This is a genomic window from Terriglobales bacterium, from assembly GCA_035624455.1.
Lineage (GTDB): Bacteria > Acidobacteriota > Terriglobia > Terriglobales > Acidobacteriaceae > DASPRM01.
In genome coordinates, this window is record DASPRM010000118.1 from 10,821 (window position 1) to 31,566 (window position 20,746).

Here is a 20,746-nt window from a genome sequence, read left to right on the forward strand (position 1 = left end):
GACTCATTTTCGGCTAGACGAGCGCCTCAGCGGTGATTCTTTCGGTTACGAAACATTCGATCACGTCGCCAAGCTTTACGTCACTGTAGTTGGCAATCGTAATACCGCATTCCATGCCGTTGCGGACTTCGCCCACATCTTCCTTAAACCGCCGCAGTGATCCCACCTTGCCCTTGAATACCACCACGCTATCGCGCAACAGCCGCACTTCGGAATCGCGCTTGATCGTGCCATCGAGCACATAGCAGCCCGCCACCATACCCACCTTGGGAATTCGGAAGGTCTCGCGAACTTCGGCCCGGCCAAGATGGGTCTCTCTGATGGTAGGCTCGAGCAGGCCGGTCATGGCTTTCTTGATCTCGTCCTGCAGTTCGTAGATGATCGAGTGCAGGCGGATATCGACCTTCTCCTGCTCCGCCAGTTCCTGCGCTTTGCGCTCCGGCCGCACGTTGAAGCCGATGATTATGGCATCGGAGGCAGAAGCCAGCAGCACATCGCTCTCGGTAATCGCGCCAACTCCGCTCCTGAGAACGTTGATCTTGACCTTCTCTGTCGAAAGCTTGGTCAGCAGGTCATTCAGCACTTCGACCGAGCCTTGCACGTCGCCCTTGAGAATGATCGAGAGCTCCTTCACTCCATCTGTCTTGAGCTGTTCAGCCAGTCCCTCGAGCGAAACCCTGGTCGACTTCGCCAGCGCCGCCTCGCGCGTCTTCTGCTGGCGATAATCGGAGATGGAAACCGCTTTCTCGCGATCTGTCACCACGATGAACTGGTCACCGGCCTGCGGCAAGCCTTCCAGACCCAGGATCTCGACCGGCGTGGATGGGCCGGCATCATCGAGTGCGTTGCTGCGGTCGTCGAACATAGCTCGCACGCGCCCGAACACGTCCCCGACCACAAAGTAGTCGCCCGTGCGCAGGGTTCCGTTTTGCACCAGCACGGTCGCCACCGGGCCGCGACCGCGATCCAGCTTGGCTTCCAGGACCACACCTTGCGCCGCACGATCCGGATTCGACTTCAATTCCTGCAGGTCCGCTACCAGGCAGATCATTTCCATCAGCAGGTTCAGATTGGTTTTCTGCTTGGCGGAAACATCCACGAAAACAGTCGTGCCGCCCCAATCTTCCGGCATCAGCCCCCGATCGGCTAACTGTTTCTTCACCCGCTCCGGCATCGCCTCCGGCTTGTCAATCTTGTTGACCGCCACAATGATCGGCACATTCGCGGCCTTGGCGTGGTCGATCGCTTCCAGCGTCTGCGGCATGACGCCGTCATCCGCCGCTACCACTAGCACAACAATATCGGTCACCTTGGCGCCGCGAGCACGCATGCGCGTGAACGCTTCGTGACCCGGGGTATCGAGGAACACAATCTGCCGCCCATACGCCGGCGAGTCCTTGTCCTGGATCGATACCTTGTAAGCCCCGATATGCTGCGTAATGCCGCCAGCCTCGCCTTCCGCCACATTGGTTGAGCGGATAGCGTCGAGCAGACTGGTCTTGCCGTGATCCACGTGCCCCATGATGGTCACCACCGGTGGCCGTGGCACCAGCGCCGCAGCTTCTTCGGCGGGGGTCTGGGCTTCACCCGTTTCCTGTGCAGCCTGTTGCTCGAAGCTGATCACGTTCGTGTCCGCTCCAAACTGCTTCGCCATCTCCGTCGCCAGCTCAGCATCGAGTGTCTGGTTGATGGTGGCGAATACTCCCCGCGCCAGCAAACGTGCGATCAGGTCCTTGGCCCGGATTTCCAGCTTCTCCGCCAGATCCTTCACGCTGATACCCTCGGTGATGGTCACCGTGCGGGTAATTGGCAGCGGCTCAGTAGACAGTGTCGCCATCCGCGGAGGAGGAACAAAGCCCTTCATCGGGCCTTCCTTCACACCACGCGGAACATAGCGTTGGCCAGGACGGCGCGAGGGCGCACCCGGCCGTGCCGTCGGACGTCCCGGCGTAGGTGGCGGCGGCAGACCGGGCCCAACTCCAGGAGGACGCAGTCCGCCCATCGGCGCAGAGCGTGTGGGATGCATCGGGCGTCGCTCGCCCGGCCGCAGCGGAACCCTGCTCGCCGGTGGCGGCGCTGCCTGTGGGCGCGGGCGCTGGAAAATCGGCTGCCCCGGTACCGGACGCCCCGGCTGAGGCCGTGGGCCAGTACTTGCCGCCGGTGCCGACCGTTGCGCCCCGCCGCTTGGCGCGGTGTACACCGGCCGTGGTCCGGTTTGCGGAACAATCAGTCGCCGTGGCGGACCTGCCGGAGCTGGTGCCGGCTTCGCTTCCACGGCGGGCTTTCCGTCCAAGGGAGCATGCCTTGCCGGAGGTGCAGCGGGTGGTGGTGGTGCAGCCACACTCTGACTCTCAGCCTCTTGTGTAGCTATTGGGGCTTCAGGTGGTGGAGCCGATGGTGCAGGAGGAGCCTGGGGTGGCGCAATAATGCGTGGCGCTTGTCTGGGTTGAGGAGTAATGACTCGCGGAGCTGGCGCAACCGGGCGCTCGGCCGGGGGCTCGACTACTTCTACACCCTGCGAACGCCGGACTTCGGGCGCAATGGATACAGCCGCCGCAGGAGCCATCGTCCGCGCTGGCGCCGCTGGCTCAATCTCAGGAGCAACTGGCTTGGGTGCAACGGTCGGAGCAACCGGAGGCCTCGCTGCCGGGGCAACAGGTTTGGGCGGGGCAACCGGAGGCACGGGGCGCGGTGGAGCAACCGGTGCAGGGTGCGCGGTCTGCTGAATCGCCTTGAGCACGTCACCCGGTCGCGAGATGTGCGAAAGATCAAACTTGGGCTTGATCTCTTCCGGCCCGCGTGCACGCGCGCCCGAGACCGGGCCTGAACTCCCCCCCTCGGCCTGGCCCTGGAAATGGGCTTTCACCCGTTCCGCTTCGTCTACACTGATGGAACTGGAATGGGTTTTCTTCTCGGTTACGCCGACCAATGGCAAGACGTCCAGGATGGCTTTGCTTTTGACTTCCAGCTCTCTTGCCAGATCATTGATTCGAATCTTATCCATGCTGCCCTGAATCTCCTCCGTATTGCTCCGCTAAGTCTTCATATCAACCTCACGGTGAATTTGACTTGCGCCAGGTGATATACCCACCAAGCCTAACTTTCCTTCTGACCCTCTTTTTCGCCCTCGTGCGAGCTTTCCTCGCCAGGCGCTGCTTCTTCGGGATCCGTCTCTGTTTCAGCCGCTATCTCGACGACATCGTCCGCCGTAGGGTGCGTCTCGCCCCCCTCCGCTCCCAGCTCTTCGGCCGTCTCCGATGCCGCCTCTTCAGCGCCAACCTCGCCTTCAGCGGAATGAGCTTCCGCTTCAAGCGGCTGTTCTTCCGCCGTTTCGCCAGTTTCAAGCTCACTTGCGGGCTGGTCGGCCAGGAGCTCTGACTCAGCTTGCGGGGCGGCTCCCTCCAGGCTGGAGAAGTAATTATTGACCGCAATGCTGATTTTTTCCACCGTCTTCGGACCGATCCCTTGGATCGCTTCCAGCTGTTCCGGTGTCATGTCGGCCAGCGCCTCCACCGAGTTCACGCCCGCCGCGCTCAGCTTCTCAATAATTCCCTCGCCTAGCTCGGGAATGTTCTCCAACGGAGTGACCGCTTGCGATACCAGCGCCTGCATCTGCTGCTCGACTTCCTGGCGCTTCTCCTCTTCGCTCTTGATGTCGATCTTCCAGCCTAGGAGCTTCGCTGCCAGGCGGACGTTCTGACCCTTCTTTCCGATGGCAAGTGACAGCTGGCTGTCGTCCACGATCACTTCCAAGTGCTTGTCGCTTGAGTCCAGCACCGTAACCCGGCTCACTTTGGCCGGCTGCAGAGCCTTCTCCGCGAACGTCACCGGATCTTCGTGGTACTCGATAATGTCGATCTTCTCGCCCCGCAGCTCGCGAATGATCGACTGCACGCGCATTCCCTTCATGCCCACGCACGCGCCCACCGGATCCACGTCTTTGTCCTTCGACATCACCGCGATCTTGGTGCGCTCGCCCGCTTCGCGGGCAATAGCGCGAATCTGTACCGTGCCGTCGTAGATCTCCGGCACCTCTGTCTGAAAAAGATGCTGTACCAGCTCCGGCGCCGCCCGCGAAACCACTACCTGCGGTCCCTTCGACGCCTTCTCCACGCGCATGATGCATACCCGGATCCGTTCCCCAATGGCGAATGATTCCAGCCGCGACTGCTCCTTGCGCGGCATGCGCGCTTCCGTCTTCCCGATGTCGAAGATCACATCCGGACCTTCCACGCGCTTCACGGTTGCATTCACGATCTCGCCGACGCGGGTGTTGTACTCGTTGAAAACCGTGTCGCGTTCCGCTTCGCGGACTTTCTGGAAAATCACCTGTCTCGCCAGCTGCGCCGAAATGCGTCCCAACCCGGTGGGGTGAGCCATCTGGTGCGACGCTCGCAATTGCCGGATCTCGCCGCCTATCGCAACCGTCGGATCCAGCGTCCGCGCTTCTTCGAAAGCGATTTGCGCGTTGGCGTCTTCCACCTGCTCCGGCGTCTCCACCACGGTCCGCACCGAAAACACGTTGATCGTCCCGGTTTCCTTGTCCAGCTGCGCCCGCAGGTTCTCTTGCGTCTTCAGCGACTTTCGCGTGGCGATGACAATGGCATCCTCCACCGCACTGATGACGATCTGTGGATCGATCCCCTTTTCGCGGCTGATCGCGTCTATCGTGTTGTAAAGCTCACTCGCCATGATGTCCCTGAAAGGCGTTCTACTCTCAAACTTGGTTGCTATTTCGCTTTCTTACCTGCCGAACCTTCGCAGCTCGCGGCCTCTGATCCTAGAACTCCGGCACCAGGTTGGCCTTCGCCACGTTTCCCAGTTCAACTGTGACTCTCGCTGGCGGCTCTTTTTTCTTTCCCTTCACTTCGAGGGTTAATCGGTCGTCCTGAAACTCCACTAGACGTCCTACAAAGTTCCGCGATCCATCCACCGGCTCATTTGTGGCCAGCTTCACCAGGCTTCCCTTGAAGCGCTCGTAATCGGCTGGCTTCACCAGCTTCCGGTCCAGGCCAGGAGACGAAACCTCAAGCGTGTACGACCCGCCCGGAATCACATCCTCGACGTCCAGGATGGTTCCCACCTCGCGGCTGACATCGGCGCAATCCTGGTGCGTCACGCCCCCAGGTTTGTCGATAAAGATGCGCAGCATGCGCCCTTTGCCGCCCCCGTGGAACTCCAACTCCACTAATTCCAAGCCGTTAGAGGCTATTACCCGCTCGGCGATCGCGCGTATTCTCTCCAGCTCGACAGCCATTTCTCTATTGCTGCAGGTCGTTCCTGGGTCCGGCGTATATCGCGGAAATAAAAAGTGGGCTCGCGCCCACCGTTTTGCTTCGCCGGAGCTAAACACCCGGGGCCGGCCGCCAGCTGGGCCCACTACGACGCACAACCGGGCCGATTCAGCTCAGCCGATGCCTCTCAGCAGCTACACTTGGAATGATACGCCGCAAGACTCGAAAAGACAAACTTCCCACGGCTCGCAACCTGCTCTTAAGAATTGGATGCGGAGGCTTTACTTGCGACTCATTCGGGCGCTTGCGGGACAACGAACTTGCGTCTCAGCCGGGCCGCAGATCCGGCACCGCCCTGCCCGCCTTCCGCCCCCAGTTCGCCACAAACGTGATGACGCTCGTCCAATAATGCGGATCCCGGTATCGCCAGTAAAACTCGTCGAGAATTCTCTCGCTGACATATCCCGACTTCTGCAGCGACGGTGCCAGCTCATCCATAGTCTCGGTCCAATATCTCGCCCAGTCTGACCCGCCGTTGAACTGCGGTCTGTGCCCTTCCCCGGCGATGCCACCCATCTCCAGCGAATCTAGCCAGCCAGGAATTTTGCGCCCGATAAAGTAGTCGATCCCCTCTGCATTCGCCCACTTCAGCCACCCCTGCCAAAAACTGCACATCGACTCCGGTTCAGCCTCAGTGCACGGGAGCATGTCCGGTTCGATCGAAAGCAGCACCCCTCCCGGCTTCAGCGCCTTGACCATCCGAGCCAGTGCCTCGTGTGCCGGGCTAAGGTGGTGAAGCAGGGCGCGCGCGACCACAAAATCGTATGCGCCCTCTTCCATCACATCCCGAAGAACATCGATTCTCCGAACGTCTAGGCACGGCGCCCGCAATTCCGCGATGAAGCGCAGATCGATGTCGCTTGCGACCACGTGACCACCAGGCGCCACGCGCTTCGCCAGAGCCTGCGCGATCGATCCGTTGCCACAACCTAGCTCCAGGCAGCGCCAGCCGGCACCGACTCCTAACCGGTCAATGTGAGCGAGCTCGATGGGATCCAGCAACGCAGACATTAACGTCAAGCGCTGCTGCTCGCCCACCAACTCATGCGGCAGAGTGTATTCAGTCATCGACCTGGCAGTTCCGACGCGGCTTGTTCGATTAAAGCCGCGACCTCTTTCGGTCTGGAGATATAGACCACGTGGCTCGCTCCGGCGACTTCAACCATGTGGCTCTTCGCTCGTGCCGCGTACCAACGTTCCAGGTCAGGATTGATTGTCCTGTCTTTTCCCGCCACCAGCATCCAGCTTGGTTTGGTTCTCCATGCCGGCTTGGTGATAACGGCTTTGAAATTGTCTGCAAAATTGAGTACCTGCGACCGTGCCATAAAAGCCGCCTGCTCAGCAGAAAGATCGGCCGCGAAGTACTCGTGAAACTGCTCGGGATCGAGGTAGGTGAAGCCGTCCGCGGTCTTCTTTATTGCGTTTGACTTACTTAAGTCGCTGGGGAAGCGCTTGCCATCCTCCGCCTCACTCTCTCCCGCGTCTGGCATATGCGCGGCGACATACACCAGACCGGAAACCATAGGATCGGCGCCCGCCTCAGTGATGACCGCTCCTCCATAGCTGTGAGCGACGAGAATGCACGGTCCATCTTGTTGAGCAAGGGCGCGCTTCGTAGCAGCTACATCATCCTTGAAGGACGTCTCTGGCTCTTGCACGATGCTGACGTTGTAGCCGTCCTTTACGAGGATGTCGTAAACGCCTTTCCAGCCGGAACCGTCCGCCCACGCACCATGAACCAGGACAATGTTGCGAACTCGAGGCCCCTGGTTCTGGCCAGGAAGGGCGCAGGAGCTTAAGAGCAGGAGCGCCAAGCAGAGTGACTGAGAAGCTTCGCTTGCCATTCGCGGGAGCATCACTGGGTTCCGCATCTTTGCCTCTTTTCACTAGTGAAAGCTCGTGTTAATGCCGCTCAATGAGGTCGGTCCACACTTCTTCCTCATGTGCAGGGCCGCTCAGCGACAAGGCCATTCGTAGAGGTAGTACGCGGTTACTTCAGAAAATGATCCTTGCTAATCTCCCCCCGCCGCCATTTCTCCGGGCCGCGGCGTCAACTGCAGATGAACCAGGATCGTCAGCTGATTTCCATTCACGGCGTTGAAATTTGCAGGACCGGGATAGTCTTCTCCTACCTGGCTTCCAGATGGCTGGGGAAGAGCAGCAGGCATTTCAAGGGTTCCCGTGCACTCAGCGCCATGGTAATCTTCACTCACATTGGCAGGCGCATGACAATCTTTATCCTTAACCACGGGCGGCCAGTATGTGCCGACAACCGCCTTCACCAACTGAGGGAAATTTTCACGGCCCAGCATCGTTGACCCTGACAATTGAATTCCGCCGTCTTTCTGCTTGTTTGCATCTTCGGCAGGAACATCAAAAACAAACGTGGCTTCGCGCGTAACTTTGTGGATGATCGGGGGTCCGTATACCGGCCCGGCATAGGCTTCATTGGGGGTCGCTTCGACATTGCGGTCCACGCGAGTGAGGGTCAGATTGCCAGTGGTCTGCAGTCGCCCATCCGCGGTCCGGGTGAACCCCTTGGAGTGGAAGCACACCAGAGTGTGATTGGCCAAATTGGCCAGCCATTCGTTCTTCAGGTGTCCATCTTCTTCGATCGGCGGCGCCATCGAAGTGGCGGGATAGAGACGGAAATCGAAGCGCGACTTTGTAGGATCGGCTTCGTCCAACCTCAATATTCCGTTCACTCTGGTAAAGCCCAGAGTAACGTTCATTTTCGTCTTGCCGTAGTCCGTAGTCCCGTCGGTGATAAGTTGCGCATCGGAGTGGCGCGAATCCACCAGCCAGGAACCTGCCACTGACGCTTGTTTGGGAACACCAAGGGCGAGAACTCCCAAGGCAAGAATGACAGCTGCCGCGAATACCGCGATGTACTTGGACATTGGTCTTCTCCCTCCCAGCAGATCTGCTTTTAGGAAATTAATTACAAGCTCGGTTAATCCCGGGCGAAGCCCGCCTGTTCCGACGAGCTTCCGCGATCGCCTCCAACTTCCCGTTCGCCACTCTACCGGTTTTGCAAGAGATAATGGGAGAGCAGGAGAAAGGACCAGGAGCGCTCGCCACTTTATTCCGTTCGAAACCCCACATCATTCCGGTCGGAACCCCACATCCGGACGACGCAGGATTATATGCCAGAAGCGGCCCATCGGTCGGACATGTGCTGTCAACCCGGCCAAGCGATGGAAAGTGGCGATGCTAGGCCTTCACTTTAACCGGCGAAGCGGCCGTCCCCAGCAGGTTTTATTCCCACGCAAACCCCAAGATGAGTAGGGCCACGGAACCGGCCGTTCTATCCCGCGTTTTGTGTTATAGGCCACCGGATGCAGCTGGCGTGTGATGCGGAGAGGTTGTCTGGTTCTGTTTGAGGCGCGCCACCTCGTCCGCAAAGAGGGGGTTGTGCGGGAATTGTTGACGAAGGTCACCCAGAAGCTCGATAGCTTCTTTGTATTTCGATCTTCGCAAGTCAGCGATCGCCAGAAGGATGCGAGCGAAGGGGGCGAGATAACGCCCTCGCCGGGCAGCCAGTTCAAGCTCTCGCAGGCCTGCTTTTTGATCTCCCTTGATGCCGCCTACACGAAGCATCCAGCGGACCGGCGCGGGCCGCACGCCCACCAGATATTTCTCTATTCCGGTCGCCACATACGCGTCGCAGAAATCCGGGGATATGGCGAGCAACTTGCGCGCCCACTCGCTTCCCTTATCGGCAAAACGCAGTGCGGCAAGATCATGACGCTCAACCAGGGCCGCATAGTCCGCGCGTAACCCATAAACCAGTGCCATGGTGAACAGTGCATTTTCATCCGTCGAATTCTGCGAGAGTGCATGCTTGCTAAGTTCCTCCGCCCGGTCCAGCGCCGATTCAAACCGTTGTACTGCAGCCGGGTCCGGGAGGATGGCAGGGCGCTGGGTATAACGATCATCAGAAGCGAAGAATTCGCTTTGCAGAACCTTGTGCTGGTCGAAAATGGAAAACAGGGTACTAGCCGCCTGCGCTGCGGGACCAAGGGGATCGTTAGGATGCTCTGTCGTGTAGTTAGCCAGTTCATTATCGGCGACTTGAAAATTCAGGTCATACATCGCGTGGAAGGCCCGGTCCAGCGCCGACGACCCATTTGCGACGCCTTTTCCGGTCCGGGTTTGCAGCTGCAGATCTGCCCCGGCTGGAGGCTCTTTTTCCTTCTCAGCTAAAACCTGCCCGGCGAGCGCCAGCATCATGAATGTAAGTGCGGTTAAGACTCGTCTCAATGGCTTGCTCCCTTTGCGTTCCTGCATTTATCAGAGCTTGTCGTTGCAATCTCTTAATCACACCCTTAAGCTTAACTGCAGCCGTGGAGAGAACTCGTACACTGGCGGTCATATTCATGTAACGTTTTCGTGACGAACAGCGTTCGTGTCTGCAACACGGGAGGCGCAAGAGATTACCTCGATAATGGCAAGATGCAGGGTGGTTTCGCGCTTCTCGCATACCCCGCCGAGTACCGCGTCAGCGGGTAATGACCTTCATAGTCAATCAGCGCGGAATTGTGTATCAGAAAGACTTAGGCAAGGATACGGAAGCGATCGCACGTCAGATAACAGCATACAACCCCGACAAAACCTGGAAACTCGTAAAATAAGCAACGGACCAGCCTCTGGCGAAGCGAACCATCCCTCGGAGGGGTCAGCACCACGTAGATCGCGCGCGGTATGCGTCCTTCCGCAGAAACACTGAGCATCCGTTGAAGAAAGGCTCGCGTGCGTTATGAATAGCAAACCCAAAATTTCAGCTCTTCTCAAACTCGTCGGTCTGCTCGTAATTGGACTGCCGACCTTCGCGCAAGTCACGACCGTCACCTGCTCATCCGATAACATGAAACGGAACTTCTGTGCGATTCCTCCCCATGGCAGCGTTCAATTGGCACGTCAGCGTAGCGACGCTGTCTGCGCTCGCGGCAGCACCTGGGGCGTGCAAGGCAACCAGATTTGGGTCGATCGGGGTTGCCGTGCCGACTTCACGGTAACCGTCGGGAGATATCCCGGAGGCGGCTCTGGAGGCGGATATGGCGCTTCGACCGTGACCTGCTCGTCGGAAAACATGCGGCGGAATTTCTGTGCCATACCTCCTCATAGAGACGTCCGATTGGCACGTCAACGCAGCGACGCTGCCTGCGTCCGGGGTAGCACCTGGGGAGTGCAAGGCAACCAGATTTGGGTTGACCGCGGTTGCCGTGCCGACTTCACGATTTATCGGTAGGCCGCCCTGACGCACGTCGCGGTCGCTCCATCGCCTGTGGCTCTAGCGGGAAAATGGGGCGAAACAAATCTATGCGCGGGGAATCAGATTGCCGGTGGTCCGCAGCACGGCAATCAGCAGTTACCTGATGGCTGGTCCACTGTAGAACTAACCCCTTAACCGCGTTTGCTCCCCGGCGCCGCCCACCCGTAGAATGGGGTTACCTCGCTCATCGGACGAAGCGAAGAAGCAATGATCAATTTTCCTGTACCTGAGGCCCTCACCTTCGACGACGTGTTACTGCTCCCGGCGCGCTCCAACGTTACTCCCGCCGAGGTGAACACCCAAACTCGCCTCACCCGCAATATCACGCTCAACATCCCCTTGATGACCGCCGCTATGGACACAGTGACCGAGTCGCGCATGGCCATCGCCATCGCCCAGCAGGGCGGCATGGGTGTCATTCACCGCAATCTGACCATCGAGCAGCAGGCCGGAGAAGTGGACAAGGTGAAGCGCTCCGAGAGCGGTATGATCGTCGATCCCATCACGCTCTCGCCGGACCACAAGGTCTCTGACGCACTGGAAGTCATGCGCCGCTATCGCATTTCAGGCGTGCCCATCACCAAGAACAAAAAGCTGGTCGGCATTCTCACTAATCGTGATCTACGCTTCGAGACTCGCACCGACATCCCTATCAGCAGAGTGATGACTAAGGAAAACCTCATTACGGTTCCGGTGGGCACCACTCTCGAAGAAGCCGAACGGGTTCTCCATCGCCATCGCGTGGAAAAGCTGCTGGTTGTGGACGACAAGTACAACCTCAAAGGCCTGATCACGGTTAAGGACATCCAGAAGAAGCTCAAGTATCCCAATGCGGCCAAAGACTCTCAGGGACGCCTGCGTTGCGCCGCCGCCATTGGCGCCACCGGCGACTTCCTTGAGCGCGCACAGGAATTGGTAAGAAATAAAGTGGACGTGGTGGTGATCGACAGCGCACATGGCCATTCCACACGTGTTTTGGAAGCCATCAGGCAGGTGAAGTCGCGACTGCCGGAGGTGGATCTGATCGCCGGCAACATAGCCACCTTCGATGGCGCCTGCGAGTTGATTCGCAGCGGCGTAGATGCGGTGAAAGTCGGCATCGGCCCCGGCTCGATCTGTACCACTCGTGTCGTCACCGGCGCCGGCGTACCGCAGATCACCGCTATCGCCGAATCGGCGCGCGCCGCCCGCGATGCCCAGGTCCCCATCGTCTCCGATGGCGGCGTGAAATATTCCGGCGACATCACCAAGGCTTTGGCTGCAGGAGCGAGCGTGGCCATGGCCGGCTCGCTCTTCGCCGGCACCGATGAAAGCCCCGGCGAAACCATCCTTTATCAGGGACGCTCCTTCAAAGCCTATCGCGGCATGGGATCGCTCGCCGCTATGGCCCAGGGATCAGGCGAGCGCTACTTCCAGTCCACCGACGACGATTCCTCAGTTCCTGTCTCTGTCGAAGAGAGTGATGGCCAGAACAACCGCCTGGGCAAGCTGGTTCCCGAAGGCATTGAGGGCCGTGTACCCTATCGCGGCACTCTCGCGATGGTGGTGCACCAGCTCATTGGCGGACTCCGTTCCGGTATGGGCTACCTGGGTTGCCACACCATCCCGGAGCTGCAGCAGAAGGCGCGCTTCGTACGCATCACCTCGGCCGGCACTCGCGAGAGCCACGTGCACGACGTGATCATCACCCGCGAAGCTCCCAATTACCACGTTGAGTAGCGGTGGGCGGTCTCAAAGCTGAAAGTTCAAGCACGTTGGTTCGCTTTTCAGGCAAACATCCCGCCCGCAGCCGCTTCTCACCAGTTACAATCTTCTTTACTGCATAAAGTGAGGTCTTCGTTTTGCTCTATCGCAAGTCAATGTGGCGCGCGTGGCTGCCGACACTGCTTTGGTTGATGGTCATCGCGATCGAATCCACTCCCGCTTTTTCCTCTGCTCACACAGCTCTTTGGATCAGGCCACTGGTAGCGCTTTTCGGTCCCGATGCGCTGCATTATCTCCTCTACATCAACGCTGTTCTGCGTAAGACTGGACACTTCATTGGTTATGGAACATTAAGCTGGCTTGCTTATCGGGGGTGGCGCGAGACCTTGGCGATCCACGAGGAGCTTCAGTATGAGCGACGCCATCGTCAATCGTTGCCCGGTTGGTTCGCCCAAGCTTTGCGTTCTGGCTGGAATCACCGGGCTGCGGCGCTCGCCGTGCTCTCCACAATCGCCGTCGCCGCTCTGGACGAATGGCACCAGTCATTCTTTCCGAGCCGTACCGGTGTTGTCCACGATGTGATTCTGGACTCCTTCGGCGGTATCTTCGCACAGTCTCTGGTGATGTTCATTGCTCTGACGTTTGCTCGCCCGGCCGCACCACGGTCGGCGCGTGAAGAGGTCGGACAAACCTGACAGTCTCTTGTTTCTCACGTTGAGTGGGGGCCCGGGCTAATCGATTGGGAAAGCTCGCACCGACGGCTAGCCGACGGCTCAACGCTGATTGCTGATTGCCAAAAAATCAAGGCAGCATCTCTGCTGCCTTGGAAATCTCCAACTCGAACCGGTTACTGCTGGGGAGTGCTGGGCACTGCACCTTTCATGTGCCCCTTGTGCTCTGCTCTCAGCTGCGCAAACTGTTGCTGCTGTTCCGGCGTGAGGATGGCATTGATTTGGTTGTGCGTGTTCTCGCGGAGTTCCTGCACCTTCGCCTGCTTCTGTTCCGGAGTCAGGCTGGTGTCGGTCCTGAGCGCCCTCATTTGCTGGTGCTGTTGTTCGAGGACCGGCTTCAACTTCGCCTGCTGATCTGCCGTCAGATTCAGCTTCTGCGTGAGCATCTGCATGAAATCGCCATGCTGGTGCGCACTGGCAGCTGCAGTGCTGCCTGTAGAAGGTTCCGTCTGGGGTGCAGCATTCTGTGAGAACGCCGCTATCGACAGCAGAGTTGTGAGTATAAGGGTTAGGGTTAACTTCGACTTCATTACAAAAACCTCCATTGTTTGGGGAAACGCCTGCGGAAGCAATTGGAGTCCGAAGACGCTACCTTAAGAGATTAACCGTGAATTGGAACAAAAGTTGCGTTAGGCGATCGGGCCAGGTCTGACCGTGCAGCCGAACTGTGTAGGCTGAAAAACAAAAAGCGCAACCTTTGACAGGTTGCGCTGATAAATCGTGGATTGGAATTGAGCGCTGGCCCGCTATTCCTTTGCTGGTCCGGGCTCGCTACCTTCTGCAGTGGGAGGAGCTTCGGCACCCGGCGCTTGCGCTTCTTCGAGCGCCTTGCGGGCTTCCTCGGCGCGCTTGGCGCGCGCTTCTGCCCGTTTCTGGCGCTTCTCGTCGATCACCTGCTCACTTCCCATGAGTTCGATGAAGACTTTCTCAGCGCCATCGCCCTTCTGCCAGCCACTGCGGATGATGCGCAGATAACCGCCGTTGCGCTCGCCCATGCGTGGCGCCACTGTGTTGAACAACTTGTCCACAGCATCGCGAGTCATCAGGTATCCCGCTGCCAGGCGCCGTGAAGCCAGGTCACCCTTCTTGCCCAGGGTGATCATCTTCTCCACGTGTGGGCGCATCGCCTTGGCCTTGGTAGCCGTAGTCTGAATGCGCTCTTCTAGAATCAGCGAGGTCACCAGATTGCGCAACAGCGCGCGACGATGACTGGTGTTACGTCCGAGTTTCCATCCTGCTACACGATGACGCATGATCTTTGTCCTTCGAGGCCCCGAATAACCGGTCTCCAAACATGGCCACGGATCAGCACGGATCTTCACGGATTTCTTTTATTTCAGATTTCAATCCGTCGGAACCCGTGCGATGGGTGGCTGCTTATCCAATTCCCCGCTGTCCGTCGCCCAGCCCAAAGCTGCCGACCGGAGACGGCGGAGTCGCGGGCACGGCATTGCCGTGCTCATCAATCTTCATACCCAGGCTCAAACCCATTGAGGCCAGAATCTCTTTGATCTCGTTGAGCGACTTCCGCCCGAAGTTCTTCGTCTTCAGCATCTCGGCTTCACTCTTCTGAACGAGCTCGCCGATGGTCTGAATATTCGCGTTTTTCAGGCAGTTGTAGCTGCGCACCGAGAGTTCCAGCTCCTCGACCGAGCGGTTGAGATTCTCATTCCGGATCTGCGGCTTGCGCTCCTCGGACGGGCTGGTCGCGGTTTCGATCTCCTCCTCAAAGTTGATGAAGATGTTCATGTGATCTTTCACCAGCTTTGCGGCCAGGCCGATCGAATCGGCTGGAGTAATCGAACCATTCGTCCAGACCTCGAGACTGAGCTTGTCGTAGTCCGTGATCTGGCCCAGACGCGCCGCATCCACCGTGTAGTTCACCTTGCGTACCGGCGAATGCACTGAATCGATGGGAATGAAGCCCAAGCCCAGGTCCTCATCGAAATTCTTGTCAGCGGACACATAGCCGCGGCCTCGCTTCAGGCGCATTTCCATGTCCAGCTTGCCGCCCTCGCTGACCGTAGCGATGTAAACGTCCTTGTCGAGAACCTCGACGTCGGAGTCGGTCTCAATCATGCCTGAGGTCACCACTCCCGGTTGCTCCGCCCGCAGATAGATCGCCTTCGGACCCTCACCGTTCAGCTTGAACGGGATTTGCTTCAGGTTGAGGATGATGTCCGTGGCATCTTCCACCACTCCCGGAATCGATTGGAACTCGTGCAGCACGCCCTCGATCTTTACCGCGGTGATGGCCGCGCCTTCGATCGATGACAGCAAAACACGCCGCAGCGCGTTTCCGATGGTGGTACCGAAGCCGCGCTCAAAGGGCTGCGCCCAGAAGCGGCCGTACTTATCGGTGAGTGTCTCGGTTTCTACCGCGAGACGCTTAGGTTTCTGAAAACCTTTCCAAAGCATTCATTTCTCCTTCCGGCCCTGTGGCTCAAGGCAACCCCCATGGCCCATGTTGGGGTGAAGTTGCCAGGGCTGATCGGGCCCGGAAACGGGCCAAACTCTCTCGAGATTCGATTGACTTCGCACCGCCGCGATTGCAGCGGCCGAAGGCAACTACTACTTCGAATACAACTCGACGATCAACTGCTCATTGATCGGCAGATTGATGTCTTCGCGTTTCGGCAAAGCCAGAATCCGACCCTTCATCCCTTCGCGGTCGATCTCCAGCCAGGCCGCCGGCGTTTGATGACTGTTGTATTCCACGGCAGCTTTGACCGCATCGACGTTGCGCGCTTCTTCACGCACCGCAACCTCTTCTCCTACGCTGACCTCATAGGAAGGGATGTTCACCTTGCGGCCGTCAACGGAAATATGGCCGTGACGGACCAATTGACGCGCCTGCCGCCGCGAAAGGGCATATCCCATTCGGTAGACAATGTTGTCTAGCCTGCGCTCCAACTGCTGCAACAGCAACATGCCGGTGACGCCCGGCGTGCGCGCGGCGTACTCGAAGTAGTTGCGAAACTGATTTTCTCCGACGAAGTAGATACGCTTCGCCTTCTGCTTTTCGCGAAGCTGCAGGCCGTAGCCCACGACTTTCGCCTTGCGGTCTTTTCCGTGCTGACCCGGCGCATAGTTGCGCTTTTCCACCGGGCATTTATCGCTGAAGCATTTCGCCCCTTTGAGGAACAGCTTCATTCCCTCGCGGCGGCAAAGTCTGCACACTGCATCTTTGTAACGTGCCAAATTATTCTCCTTCTGCTGACTGGTTTACGGGATTGGCGTTCCGGTCTTCCCAGTCGTCTTTAAGCTGTGATCTTTAGATTCGCTTCCTTCGGAAACGAATCATCAGCTCTACACCCTCCGTCTCTTCGGCGGACGGCAGCCATTGTGCGGCACCGGCGTTACGTCGCGGATCGACCGCACTTCAATCCCGGCAGCGGCCAGAGCGCGAATTGCCGACTCCCGCCCCGACCCTGGCCCGCTTACGCGAACATCCACGCTGCGAACGCCGTGATCGCGCGCCATGTTGGCGGCGTTCATTGCCGCCTGCTGAGCGGCAAATGGCGTCCCTTTGCGCGACCCGCGAAATCCCAGCGAACCCGAACTCTTCCAGGCCAGGGTGTTGCCTTCCTGGTCGGAGATGGTCACAATCGTATTGTTGAACGACGCCTGAATGTGCACCAGACCGAACGGCACACTCTTGCGTTCGCGACGCTTGAACTTCTTCGTCTTGCCTTTTTTCTCCGGCGCTGCCGCGCCGGTTGCTTGCGCTTTTGCCATGTGTCTCTCTATTTTTCAGTAAATGAACTTCTCTGATTGGCTCCTTCAGCCACACTAACAGCCTATGTCTTCGACGTTGCTTTCTTCTTGTTCGCAATCGTGCCCTTGCGCGGTCCCTTCCGGGTGCGTGCATTGGTATGAGTACGCTGCCCGCGCACCGGCAGATTCCGGCGATGCCGGTACCCGCGATAGGATCCAATCTCGATCAGCCGCTTGATATGCATCGAGATGTCTTTGCGCAGGTCGCCTTCCACCCCGCCTTCGCCCTCGATCACCTGGCGAATGCGGTTGACCTCGTCTTCGCCCAGGTCCTGCACCTTTTTCTCGCCGGCAACGTTAGCAGCGTCCAGAATCCTGGCGGCCCGCGAGTTGCCGATTCCGTAGATGTATGTCAGCGCAATCACCACATGTTTGTTGCGCGGAAGATCAACGCCTGCAATACGTGCCATGGTTTACCTCTCATTCCATCGGCTCTTCGCCGTCTGCCTGGCCCAGAGCCAGGCCGGTTGCGCCGCCGTTTATCCTTGGCGCTGTTTGTGCTTGGGATTCTCGCAGATAACGCGCACCACGCCCTGGCGATGGATCACCTTGCACTTGTCACAAATTTTCTTTACTGAAGCCCGTACTTTCATTTCAGTTCCTGACTCCGTCGGCTCACTTGCAGCCGCCATCTACGCGGCCCGATGCCGCTATTTGTAACGATAGACAATTCGCCCGCGGGTTAAGTCGTAAGGAGACAGCTCCACTGCAACCTTATCCCCGGGCAGTATGCGAATGAAGTTCTTGCGCATTTTGCCGGAAACATGTGCCAGCACCTGATGCTTGTTTTCCAGCTCCACTCGAAACATCGCATTGGGCAGCGGCTCGATCACCGTTGCCATAACTTCAATCGCGTCCTCTTTACTCATGCATTCCTTGTGAAATCAAACTCGAGATCCCTCGCTCAAAACGCTCGGGATTTCGGCAGCAGGCTCCCGCTCCGCTCACGCCCGCTCAACGCCTCAACTTGTTCCTGCTAACTCGGCACCCCATATCGATCCTGGCTCGCGGATGCCTCTCGCCACTACTGCGTCAAAATCATCGGTCCGTTTTTCGTGACCGCAACGCAATGCTCAAAATGCGCGCTGTAACTGCCGTCTTCAGTAACCGCGGTCCATTTGTCGTCCAGCAACCGCGCTCCGGGCTTGCCCGCATTCACCATGGGCTCGATCGCCAAAACCATTCCTTCCCGCAATCGCGTCCCATGCCCCCGGTTGCCGAAGTTGGGCACCTGCGGATCTTCGTGCAGCCTGGTCCCAATGCCGTGACCAACGAAATCCCGAACCACGCTGAAGCCCGCTGCCTCCACGTGTTCCTGCACAGCAGCTCCAACGTCCCCCACCGTGTTCCCGACCAGCGTGACCTCGATCGCTTTGTAGAGCGATTGCTGCGTAACCTCGAGTAACCGGCGCACGTTCGGAGTCACGCTCTCGCCCACCGGAACGGTGACTGCGGCATCTCCGTAATAACCCTCGAATACCACGCCGCAATCGATCGATACGATGTCGCCGTCCTTCAACACCCGCCGTTCCGACGGAATGCCGTGCACGATCTCCTGATTCACCGAGGTGCACAACACGCACGGATAATCGTGGTATCCCTTAAACGCCGGCTTGGCGCCGAACTGGCGGATCCGTTTCGCCGCCTTCCGCTCCAGATCCATCGTGCTGATGCCGGGTTCCACCGTCGCCGCCAGCTCATCCAGCACCTGCCGCACGATTCCGCCGCTGCGGCGCATCTTCTGGATTTCTTCCGGCGACTTACAAACGATCGCCATGCTCAATCAGATTCACTACATCTGCCGCGACTTGCGCTGCCTCGCGCTCGCCGTCGATGTCGTGCAACCTTCCCTGGGCGCGGTAATAGTCCGTCAGGGGTAGCGTCTGCCGTTCATATACCCGTAAACGCTCGGAAATTACTTCCTCGCTGTCATCTGGGCGGGTGATCAGCTTTGAGCCATCCACATCACAGACGTCGGCGACGCGGGGAGGTTGCAGATAAACGTTATAGATCCGCCCGCAGGTGGGACAAGATCGACGTCCGGCAAGTCTTCGCAGCAATTCATTATAGCTGACTGCGATGTTGATCACAATTGGCCGGTACGAGCGCCCTTCTCCGTGCTGCGCCGTCCACTCGTCTAGAAAACCATCCAGCCACTCTGCTTGCGACAGCGTTCGCGGAAATCCATCCAGGATGAACCCCCGATCCGTGTCCCCGCCGTTAATTACCCGTTCGGCCAGCATGTCCTCGACCAACGGATCCGGAACCAGCTCGCCATGGTTCATGAAGACCTTGGCCTTAGCTCCCAATTCGGTGCACCGGGCAATGTTATCCCGGAGCAAATCACCCGTGGACATCTGCGGGATCCCATATCTGGCGCAAATCGCCTTCGCCTGGGTTCCCTTGCCTGCTCCCGGCGCCCCCAGCAGGATCAACGTCCCGACGAATCGCGTCTTGTTGTCCACGCGGGGTGATAAAGCGGTCTGGGCATCCATGCTTCACCTCTCGCCGGTCTTTTGATCTCTCCCGCGCGCCCGACACACGGAAAAGAACAGACCCGCGAACGTAATGCAAACGGCCCGGCATTATAGCTCTGACTTCCGCCCGCTCCTGCGTTCGTCAGCGTTTCTTACCACGCGCGGCGGCCACGAATTCGCCCGCTGCGCGGAGTAAATCCTTCGTAATGGCGCATGATCAGCTGCGCCTCCACCTGCTGGACAGTGTCCATGGCAACCCCTACCACGATCAGCAGCGACGTGCCTCCGAAGTAGAACGTCACCCCCAAACCGTTTGTTACCCAGGCAGGGAACTTCTCAAAGAACGCACCCAAAGCACCTGGCAGGTGATTTAGGTGAATCCCGGCAATCATCCACTCCGGGATGAACGAGATCACGATCAGGTACAGTGCTCCCACCAGCGTGATCCGCGTTAGAACCTCATTAATGTAGTTCTCTGTGCGAGCCCCAGGACGGATCCCCGGAATGAATCCGCCGTACTTCCGCATGTTGTCCGCAACCTCTTTGGGGTTGAAGACGATCGACACATAAAAGTACGCAAAGAAAATGATCCCAATGGCGTACAGCAGCGTATACAGCGGCTCGCCCCACCCCAACGCCCGGATAAGCGGTCCAAAGAAGCGGTTGTCTCGCAGCACGAAACCCGCCGTCTGTGGCAACGTCAGCAGCGAAGACGCGAAGATCACCGGCATCACGCCGCCCGAGTTGACCCGCAGCGGCAGGTGCGTGGACTGTCCGCCCATAATCTTGCGTCCGACCACGCGTTTTGCGTATTGCACCGGTATTCGTCGCTCGCTCCGTTCCACAAACACAATGAAGGCCACAACCGCAATCATCAGCGCGACCAGCAATATCACCGCCGGAGCGGTAAACGCTCCCCAGGCATCGGTACGCACTTTGCCAATCAGTTCCGCTACGCCACGCGGCAATCCGACCACAATGCCGGCAAAGATTAAGAGCGACATGCCGTTGCCCACACCGCGCTCGGTGATCTGTTCGCCCAGCCACATGATGAAGGCGCTGCCCGTGGTCAGCGTCAGCATCGTCATCAGTACGAATCCCGGGCCCGGATTCGTCACGAACGCAATCCCGCCCGAAACCGTTTGCCGCTCCAGGGTGAGCGCAATTCCAAATGACTGCATGGCGCTCAGCACAACCGTGAGATAGCGCGTCCACTGGGTAATCTTCTTGCGCCCGAGTTCGCCTTCCTTCTGCAGCTTGGCCAGCGGCTCATATACCACGGTCAGCAACTGCAGAATGATCGAGGCCGTGATGTATGGCATGATGCCCAGCGCAAAAATCGTCAGCCGGCGCAGGTTCCCGCCGCTGAACAGGTCCACAAATCCCAGAAACGTGCCCCGGTTCTGCTCAAAGAACTGCTGCAGCAGCGACGCATTGATGCCCGGCGTGGGGATATGCGCTCCCAACCGGTAAACCGCCAGCAAGCCT

At 58.6% G+C, this 20,746-nt stretch carries 21 protein-coding genes; 3 read left to right on the forward strand and 18 right to left on the reverse strand.

All coding sequences use genetic code 11. From position 1 onward, the window contains the following. Nucleotides 1-13: 13 nt before the first annotated feature. The 7 genes from infB to VEG30_13090 form a co-directional block, all read right to left on the reverse strand. Nucleotides 14-3,004: a translation initiation factor IF-2 gene (gene infB / locus VEG30_13060; protein ID HXZ80854.1), complete on the reverse strand. Its 2,991-nt coding sequence runs from the start codon at nt 3,002-3,004 to the stop codon at nt 14-16. A 92-nt stretch (nt 3,005-3,096) separates the two neighbouring features. Beyond that, complete coding sequence (gene nusA / locus VEG30_13065) at nt 3,097-4,692, reverse strand: transcription termination factor NusA (GenBank protein HXZ80855.1); 1,596 nt, start codon at nt 4,690-4,692, stop codon at nt 3,097-3,099. Between the two features lie 88 nt (nt 4,693-4,780). Beyond that, on the reverse strand, nt 4,781-5,257 hold the full coding sequence (gene rimP / locus VEG30_13070; protein HXZ80856.1) for a ribosome maturation factor RimP: 477 nt from the start codon (nt 5,255-5,257) through the stop codon (nt 4,781-4,783). A 304-nt stretch (nt 5,258-5,561) separates the two neighbouring features. Beyond that, nucleotides 5,562-6,362 (reverse strand): class I SAM-dependent methyltransferase, encoded by an 801-nt coding sequence (locus VEG30_13075; protein ID HXZ80857.1) that lies wholly within the window; start codon nt 6,360-6,362, stop codon nt 5,562-5,564. After that, nucleotides 6,359-7,138: an alpha/beta hydrolase gene (locus VEG30_13080; protein HXZ80858.1), complete on the reverse strand. Its 780-nt coding sequence runs from the start codon at nt 7,136-7,138 to the stop codon at nt 6,359-6,361. The genes VEG30_13075 and VEG30_13080 overlap by 4 nt, the downstream gene beginning before the upstream one ends. 168 nt (nt 7,139-7,306) lie before the next feature. Continuing rightward, nucleotides 7,307-8,194, reverse strand: coding sequence for a YceI family protein (locus VEG30_13085; GenBank protein HXZ80859.1), 888 nt, complete (start codon nt 8,192-8,194; stop codon nt 7,307-7,309). 424 nt (nt 8,195-8,618) lie between these two features. After that, the gene (locus VEG30_13090; protein ID HXZ80860.1) at nt 8,619-9,557 is read right to left on the reverse strand and encodes a hypothetical protein; all 939 of its coding nucleotides are present in this window, start codon (nt 9,555-9,557) and stop codon (nt 8,619-8,621) included. Between the two features lie 496 nt (nt 9,558-10,053). On the opposite strand from VEG30_13090, the gene VEG30_13095 reads away from it, so the two are divergent. From VEG30_13095 to VEG30_13105, 3 genes are all read left to right on the forward strand, one after another. Continuing rightward, entirely contained in the window at nt 10,054-10,545 is a 492-nt protein-coding gene (locus VEG30_13095; protein HXZ80861.1) for a DUF3011 domain-containing protein, read from the forward strand. 231 nt (nt 10,546-10,776) lie between these two features. Continuing rightward, complete coding sequence (guaB, locus tag VEG30_13100) at nt 10,777-12,288, forward strand: IMP dehydrogenase (protein ID HXZ80862.1); 1,512 nt, start codon at nt 10,777-10,779, stop codon at nt 12,286-12,288. Nucleotides 12,289-12,410: 122 nt separating this feature from the next. Further along, entirely contained in the window at nt 12,411-12,968 is a 558-nt protein-coding gene (locus tag VEG30_13105; protein ID HXZ80863.1) for a VanZ family protein, read from the forward strand. Between the two features lie 152 nt (nt 12,969-13,120). On the opposite strand, the gene VEG30_13110 is transcribed toward VEG30_13105, so the two are convergent. From VEG30_13110 to secY, 11 genes are all read right to left on the reverse strand, one after another. Then, a complete protein-coding gene (locus VEG30_13110) occupies nt 13,121-13,534 on the reverse strand; it encodes a hypothetical protein (GenBank protein HXZ80864.1) in 414 nt (137 codons plus the stop codon). A 216-nt stretch (nt 13,535-13,750) separates the two neighbouring features. Further along, a complete protein-coding gene (gene rplQ / locus VEG30_13115; protein ID HXZ80865.1) occupies nt 13,751-14,257 on the reverse strand; it encodes a 50S ribosomal protein L17 in 507 nt (168 codons plus the stop codon). 124 nt (nt 14,258-14,381) lie between these two features. Beyond that, nucleotides 14,382-15,422 carry a DNA-directed RNA polymerase subunit alpha gene (locus tag VEG30_13120; protein ID HXZ80866.1) on the reverse strand — a complete coding sequence of 347 codons (1,041 nt, stop codon included), beginning with the start codon at nt 15,420-15,422 and terminating at the stop codon, nt 14,382-14,384. Nucleotides 15,423-15,575: 153 nt separating this feature from the next. Then, the gene (rpsD, locus tag VEG30_13125; GenBank protein ID HXZ80867.1) at nt 15,576-16,205 is read right to left on the reverse strand and encodes a 30S ribosomal protein S4; all 630 of its coding nucleotides are present in this window, start codon (nt 16,203-16,205) and stop codon (nt 15,576-15,578) included. A gap of 108 nt (nt 16,206-16,313) precedes the next feature. Continuing rightward, nucleotides 16,314-16,742, reverse strand: a complete 429-nt coding sequence (rpsK, locus tag VEG30_13130) for a 30S ribosomal protein S11 (protein HXZ80868.1) — start codon at nt 16,740-16,742, stop codon at nt 16,314-16,316. A 62-nt stretch (nt 16,743-16,804) separates the two neighbouring features. Beyond that, entirely contained in the window at nt 16,805-17,191 is a 387-nt protein-coding gene (rpsM, locus tag VEG30_13135; protein HXZ80869.1) for a 30S ribosomal protein S13, read from the reverse strand. 69 nt (nt 17,192-17,260) lie between these two features. Next, on the reverse strand, nt 17,261-17,374 hold the full coding sequence (gene rpmJ / locus VEG30_13140; GenBank protein HXZ80870.1) for a 50S ribosomal protein L36: 114 nt from the start codon (nt 17,372-17,374) through the stop codon (nt 17,261-17,263). A gap of 57 nt (nt 17,375-17,431) precedes the next feature. Next, on the reverse strand, nt 17,432-17,650 hold the full coding sequence (gene infA, locus VEG30_13145; protein HXZ80871.1) for a translation initiation factor IF-1: 219 nt from the start codon (nt 17,648-17,650) through the stop codon (nt 17,432-17,434). Nucleotides 17,651-17,805: 155 nt separating this feature from the next. Beyond that, nucleotides 17,806-18,558: a type I methionyl aminopeptidase gene (gene map, locus VEG30_13150; protein HXZ80872.1), complete on the reverse strand. Its 753-nt coding sequence runs from the start codon at nt 18,556-18,558 to the stop codon at nt 17,806-17,808. After that, the gene (locus VEG30_13155; protein ID HXZ80873.1) at nt 18,542-19,276 is read right to left on the reverse strand and encodes an adenylate kinase; all 735 of its coding nucleotides are present in this window, start codon (nt 19,274-19,276) and stop codon (nt 18,542-18,544) included. Before VEG30_13155 ends, map begins: the two co-directional genes overlap by 17 nt. 134 nt (nt 19,277-19,410) lie before the next feature. Then, the coding region (secY, locus tag VEG30_13160; protein HXZ80874.1) for a preprotein translocase subunit SecY at nt 19,411-20,746 on the reverse strand (1,336 nt) is incomplete at its 5' end.